We start from the raw sequence: 5,251 nt of genomic DNA, 5'->3' as shown, positions 1-5,251 counted from the left end.
GAGGAGCTGATGTGCTCAATCGAGGGATATTTGCCCGTCAGCGAAAAGTAATACCCCTCTGGAGGCCATAGATGGCGGGGCTTCCAGAGCACTTTGTCGTTTTTGGACGGAAAATCCCTAGAACCCCTGATTGTGTGCCTCGGTAGTGGAATCCAGCCGTAGTTGCGCCTTCCGCAGGTCGCTCTCGGAAATGCTGTTCTGCTGATACAGTTTTTGAAAACGTTGCAAATCGGTCTGCGCATCTTTCTGTGCGGCCAGCGCCGCGCTTACTGCCGCCTGCGCCTGCCGAATGGCGCCTTCCACATCGGCCGCATCCATCTGCGCCAACAAAGCGCCTGCCTGCACCTTGTCACCTTCTTTTACTTTGAGCTGGCGCACATAGCCGCTCAGGCGGGACGAGATTTCGATACGCTGATCGGACACGACGGAACCGGTACTGATGAACTGACGGGGTGCTGCCTGATCCAGCGGTAACAGGTCACTTTGGTAAATGTGTGGTTCCGGAACTGCCACAGGATTGCCGGACTCCCCCTGACACCCCAGCAGCACTATCCCGCATGCCATCAACAGGCTCGTTGCTATCCCCTTCATCCCGTCACGCCCGCTTTTAACAGTTTCAGAATGTGCTGTACCAGTTGAGTTGATACTTGGGATGGGGGCTTGTAACCGGGTAGCCACTGTCGCGCCACCTGCGTTTCAAACGGGAATACCATCAGGCCCATCACCGACACTGTCAACGCATGTCGCTCCTCTTCGCCCAACGTCACGGGCAAAAGATCGGCAACGCCAAGAAAGAAGGGCTCAAACACACGCTCAGTCATCTGGCGGGCACGGGTTTCGTCTCGATCCAGCGCCACCCACTGCATCAGGCGTTGAAAACTGGGAACACGCACCAACAGCGAAACGAACGCAGATACGAATGCTTCCAGGTGAGCCCAGGGATCATCTCCAGGGGACTTCGGCCCTGGCATCAACGGCGTCACCCGCTGAGAAAAACAATCTTCCACCACCGCCAGGAACAACTGCTCTTTGTCTGGGAAGTGGTAGTACAGCGCCGCGGTGGTCAATCCCGTTGCTGTCGCCACCTGGCGCATAGACACCCCATCGAAACCTGCAGCTGCGAATAGCGGCAAGCACTGGTGCAAAATGCGCTGTCGAGTTACGTCGGCGCTTTCTTTGGCCATACCCGGCTCCCATAACAAATCTTGGCTATATACTTAACGAACGTTTAATAGATTTCAAGTGCATAATTTGAAGGCTGGCGACAAAAGGCTCGGGAGTCAGCCGATTCCAACGTAACCTACTGTTTTAATGCGAAATATATGGATACCCATTAATCGAAAAGTTGCCTAACGTTTCGTTTCAGTGGCAAGTTAATGCAACAGGACTTGTATCTTGCGTATAGAAGAATCTTTGGGCTAACACCCGGCACTGGAAATCAAATAAGAGGGGTTTCCGGGATTCCTGCGCCATTCAGCTAAGAACGATATAACTAATTGAATATAAAAATTTATTTTAGGTAATTATTGTTAAGCCACACTGACTTCAAGGTTAAATAATGATCTCATTTAGAGCAACCACTTCTTCAAATAGATCATCCACGACATTATCAAAGCGGGCATACCGGGGAGCGAAGGTCCAGCCTGCCAAATCCAGTAAGGCAAAATTAAAACGGTTCACGCCATGGGTATCCGTGGACAGAACATCCGGCTGCAGGTCCGACGTATTGTTGTGCAGCATATCGAACACGTAGTGGGATTCGTGTTCATTTAAGCCAATCACCCCGGCATTGACGGGCACGTGATGGACGTTCAGCGTCACACCAGACAAACCGGGGCCGGTCTTGATGTATTTGGTGGAAAAGCGGGTGCGAATGGTATTGCGGCGACTTTCGAATTTCTGACCGTCGAAACTGCCGTGGATCTTGTCCGGCTGAATCGCATAATGCTGAAAAATGGGTAACTGAGCGATGGCGTTGCTGATCACATCATTGGCTTCAGCCAGGGTTTCCATCCGCAACAGGTTGGCCTGAATGGAGTTCAGTTTATCTAGTTTGATATTACAGATCTCGGCCATCTTGTAGTGACCGAATCGGGTGGCATTGGCAATGATGCAGGCCACCAGGGCGGCAAAGTCGCTGTCCTCCACCTTGCCCCTTGGCCGGATATGGCGGAACTGTTGAAAAAAGCCGGTCTGGTGATTCACGTAGTTCAGCAGATCCGCGATATGCGTCTGAGACATACGGGCAAAGAAAGGATTGTTCACTTCTTCTTTTTTGTGGGTGTATTTGATGACCCAGCGGATCTGGCCATTTTTGGTTTTCAATACCACTGACTCATTGGCGCCGGTATTGAGGCGGTCAGATACCAGTGCCAGTTTATCGTGGAGCGCGTCCAGTTTTTGCTGCACCAGTAACTCCACAGATATCTGTAGCGCGGACCAGCGGGACTCCCGAATCAGCCGGTCTTTATCCAGCCATTGTTCGTCGCTGACCACCGGAATATCCTGCTCACCCAGCAGCTGATAAGCACGTTTGCGAACTTTCTGGAACGGCGTGTCACCGGCGATCTTCTCATCCACAAACAGTCTCAGCACAGGACCGGCTTGTTTCACTTTCTCCTCAATGGAAGCCAGAGCTTCAAACACTTTGTCCCGGCTCGCCGCTTTGCCCTCGGCAGCCAGTTTGCGTACCTGAAAAATAAACGCCGCCACCAGCGTATCCTGAATCTGGCTGAGACGGGATTGAAGATAGCAGACCAGATACAGTGCAACGGTCTCAAAATTCTTTGCTCGCAATTGGGTGATGCTGTAGTACTCCACCATGGAGCCGTAGTAGGCCACATTCCCTTGCGACAGATTCAACTTCTCCATCACGGAGTGGGTGTCAGCAGCGATATCCCGCACCCAATCGAACAGTTTGATCTCGCGACCGATCTCGGATTTGCTGAAATCTCTGGGCAGCTTCTTGAGACTAGCCAGTGACTGTGGTCCCGTAGCGGCCAGCAATTGGTGCAGCTTGGTGTTGAGCATAGGGGAAAGATGACGTTGCAGCAGCTTGGTGAGTCGATCGGCTTCCACGTCTGCAGCGTGGGAAATCAGTTTCTGAAACTTGTACAGTGGTGGAATCACCGCATTCAGGTGCTGCAAGTAATCGATCTATTCATCAAAAATCGCCAGCTGATCGGCCTGGCGGGCGGCAATCTGGATGGCTTCTTTCTGCAGCTTGGATTCCACCTTGTCCGTAAAAGGACTTAACCTCAACAAGTCCAGCACACGGTCATAAAGCCGCTTTTTTCGGTTGGGGGTCAGGGCAATCCTGCGAACCTTTTTACCCTGAAAATGCCGTTGCAAGATGTAGGCGATATCGACCTTACAGGTTTCCCATTCAATATCCCGGATCACATTGCTGTGGCGGGTATACCCCAACAGCAGGACAAAATAGACCTGGATGCCGGGGACGCGAAAACTGTCAAACACCTCCTGCTCCAGGTCATTAAGGTTAAAGTAATGATCCTGTTCCTCGGGTCCGAAAACAGGCACTCCATACAGCGCGTCATACTGCACGTCCGTCAGCAGTTGCCGTCGTTTGCCCTTGTTGGTCGTCGCCATCTTCCTGCTCTCCAGTTGGCCCGAAAGTTGGCGAGTTTACCAAGTGGCTGATTTATAAGGCGTTACATTGCCAGGTGTTCCTGTGTCGTTTTGTTTCTAATATTTCGCCTGTATTCGAATATTGCGAATATGTACCTAAAGGGTATAATTACCTGATGAGTACACAGCGACACGAGGTGTCCGCCATGGCGACACAACAGAACCATTTTTACGACATGCCCAGCGAACAGGAAGCCGAACTTGCAGCGGCCAGTGGACGCATTCTGGCAGCCTGCACAGGCCAAGGCGACCAGACCACGCTGCGGCTGATTGATGACAACCAGGAAATCACAGTACCGATCAAGGCCATCCATATGCTGGCGGATATTTTGAATCAGATGGCGTTGGGCAATGCAATTTCCATCATCCCGATCCATGCGGAACTGACTACCCAGCAAGCGGCGGCTTTTCTGAACATCTCCCGCCCGTATCTGATCAGTCAGGTTCTGGATACTGGCAAGCTGCCATTCCACATGGCGGGCAATCGCCGAAAAATCTATTTCAAGGATCTGATGGAATACAAAGCCCAGCAAAAGGCCGAGAGCAAAAAGACCATGGCGCGGCTGGCGCAACTGTCTCAAGAAATGGATTTAATGGAATAGATGGCAACCTTCACGGTCATTTACGATGCCAATGTGTTGTACCCGGCACCGCTGCGCAGCGTGCTCATGTTCCTGGCGCAAACTGATCTATTTCGTGCCCGTTGGACGTTGGATATTCACGAGGAATGGATTCGGAATCTACTGCTTAAGCGTCCGGATCTGAGCCAGGAGAAACTGGAAGGGCTACGGGATATGATGATCGACGCCATTCCGGATTCGCTAGTCACCGGTTACGAACCTACAATCGACGGTCTGATATTACCGGACCCAGATGATCGCCATGTGCTGGCAGCTGCTTTACGCGCCAACGCAGAGATCATCGTGACAGCCAATCTGAAAGATTTTCCGGCTGAAAGCCTGATGCCTTACAACGTTGTTGCCCAGCATCCTGATGACTTCATCCTGGATCTGATCGACTTACAACCGCCGCTGGTGCTGACCTGTTTCGAGGAAGACAGAACTCATTACCGGAATCCACTGTACACGGTCGAAGAATACCTTGAAAACCTGCAACGGCAGGGGCTCAGTAAGACCGTTGCGTACCTATCTGAATACCATCATTTGATTTAACCAAACTAAGGGTCACCAACAATATAGGGAGGTTTTTGCCACACTTTGGCCTCTAACCCTATGATATCGTTAAATATCTCTCAGTCGTTTTTCTCGCCCTGAAGCATGTCTTTCGCGCAAATCGGAATCAATATATCGATCTGTGGTAGCGATGCTGGCATGGCCAGCATCATCTCTTACATGCTCTCTCGGGCGAAACTTCACGTCCTCTGAAATGCCCGTGTGGCGTAGCCAGTGAACAGTTGCCGAACGCAGATCAGCCGCGTCTTCTTCCAGCCCATCCGCTTTCATTTTCTCATAGGCGTGTTGATTTGCACCCAAAATTGACCCACCTGACCCCATAATTTGCATCGAATTTTGACCCACGTTCAACTCATCCTGCACCCATTGATGCAGGAGCACTCAGGAGTGATCGACGTGGCGTTATTAAG

The 5,251-nt window shown here is 51.4% G+C and carries 7 protein-coding genes; 2 read left to right on the top strand and 5 right to left on the bottom strand.

Annotation, left to right across the window (positions count from 1 at the left end; all coding sequences use genetic code 11):
• Positions 1-117 precede the first annotated feature (117 nt).
• The 4 genes from D9N13_RS14095 to D9N13_RS14080 all read right to left on the bottom strand — a co-directional run bounded on the left by D9N13_RS14095 (position 118) and on the right by D9N13_RS14080 (position 3,609).
• On the bottom strand, positions 118-564 hold the full coding sequence (locus D9N13_RS14095; protein WP_290591406.1) for an efflux RND transporter periplasmic adaptor subunit: 447 nt from the start codon (positions 562-564) through the stop codon (positions 118-120).
• Positions 565-587: 23 nt separating this feature from the next.
• Positions 588-1,184 carry a TetR/AcrR family transcriptional regulator gene (locus tag D9N13_RS14090; protein WP_156873116.1) on the bottom strand — a complete coding sequence of 199 codons (597 nt, stop codon included), beginning with the start codon at positions 1,182-1,184 and terminating at the stop codon, positions 588-590.
• A 367-nt stretch (positions 1,185-1,551) separates the two neighbouring features.
• Positions 1,552-3,147: a Tn3 family transposase gene (locus tag D9N13_RS14085; protein WP_156873117.1), complete on the bottom strand. Its 1,596-nt coding sequence runs from the start codon at positions 3,145-3,147 to the stop codon at positions 1,552-1,554.
• Between the two features lie 9 nt (positions 3,148-3,156).
• Positions 3,157-3,609, bottom strand: coding sequence for a DUF4158 domain-containing protein (locus D9N13_RS14080; protein ID WP_156873118.1), 453 nt, complete (start codon positions 3,607-3,609; stop codon positions 3,157-3,159).
• Positions 3,610-3,764: 155 nt separating this feature from the next.
• Here D9N13_RS14080 and D9N13_RS14075 point away from each other — a divergent pair, with 155 nt between their 5' ends.
• Together D9N13_RS14075 and D9N13_RS14070 are read left to right on the top strand one after the other, a co-directional pair.
• Positions 3,765-4,250 (top strand): excisionase family DNA-binding protein, encoded by a 486-nt coding sequence (locus tag D9N13_RS14075; protein ID WP_198043727.1) that lies wholly within the window; start codon positions 3,765-3,767, stop codon positions 4,248-4,250.
• The gene (locus D9N13_RS14070; protein WP_156873119.1) at positions 4,251-4,820 is read left to right on the top strand and encodes a PIN domain-containing protein; all 570 of its coding nucleotides are present in this window, start codon (positions 4,251-4,253) and stop codon (positions 4,818-4,820) included.
• Between the two features lie 69 nt (positions 4,821-4,889).
• Here D9N13_RS14070 and D9N13_RS14065 read toward each other — a convergent pair whose 3' ends face one another.
• Positions 4,890-5,186: a hypothetical protein gene (locus D9N13_RS14065; protein ID WP_317622509.1), complete on the bottom strand. Its 297-nt coding sequence runs from the start codon at positions 5,184-5,186 to the stop codon at positions 4,890-4,892.
• Positions 5,187-5,251: the final 65 nt, after the last annotated feature.

This window comes from Ketobacter sp. GenoA1 (assembly GCF_003671475.1).
GTDB lineage: Bacteria > Pseudomonadota > Gammaproteobacteria > Pseudomonadales > Ketobacteraceae > Ketobacter.
The sequence above is the reverse complement of the archived record's forward strand: the minus strand, read 5'-3'. Positions and strand labels throughout refer to the sequence as shown.

Excerpts from the sequence above, each read along its gene's own strand:
- D9N13_RS14095 (WP_290591406.1), bottom strand. The coding sequence starts at position 564 with ATGGCATGCGGGATAGTGCTGCTGGGGTGTCAGGGGGAGTCCGGCAAT.
- D9N13_RS14090 (WP_156873116.1), bottom strand. The coding sequence starts at position 1,184 with ATGGCCAAAGAAAGCGCCGACGTAACTCGACAGCGCATTTTGCACCAG.
- D9N13_RS14080 (WP_156873118.1), bottom strand. The coding sequence starts at position 3,609 with ATGGCGACGACCAACAAGGGCAAACGACGGCAACTGCTGACGGACGTG.
- D9N13_RS14075 (WP_198043727.1), top strand. The coding sequence starts at position 3,765 with ATGAGTACACAGCGACACGAGGTGTCCGCCATGGCGACACAACAGAAC.
- D9N13_RS14070 (WP_156873119.1), top strand. The coding sequence starts at position 4,251 with ATGGCAACCTTCACGGTCATTTACGATGCCAATGTGTTGTACCCGGCA.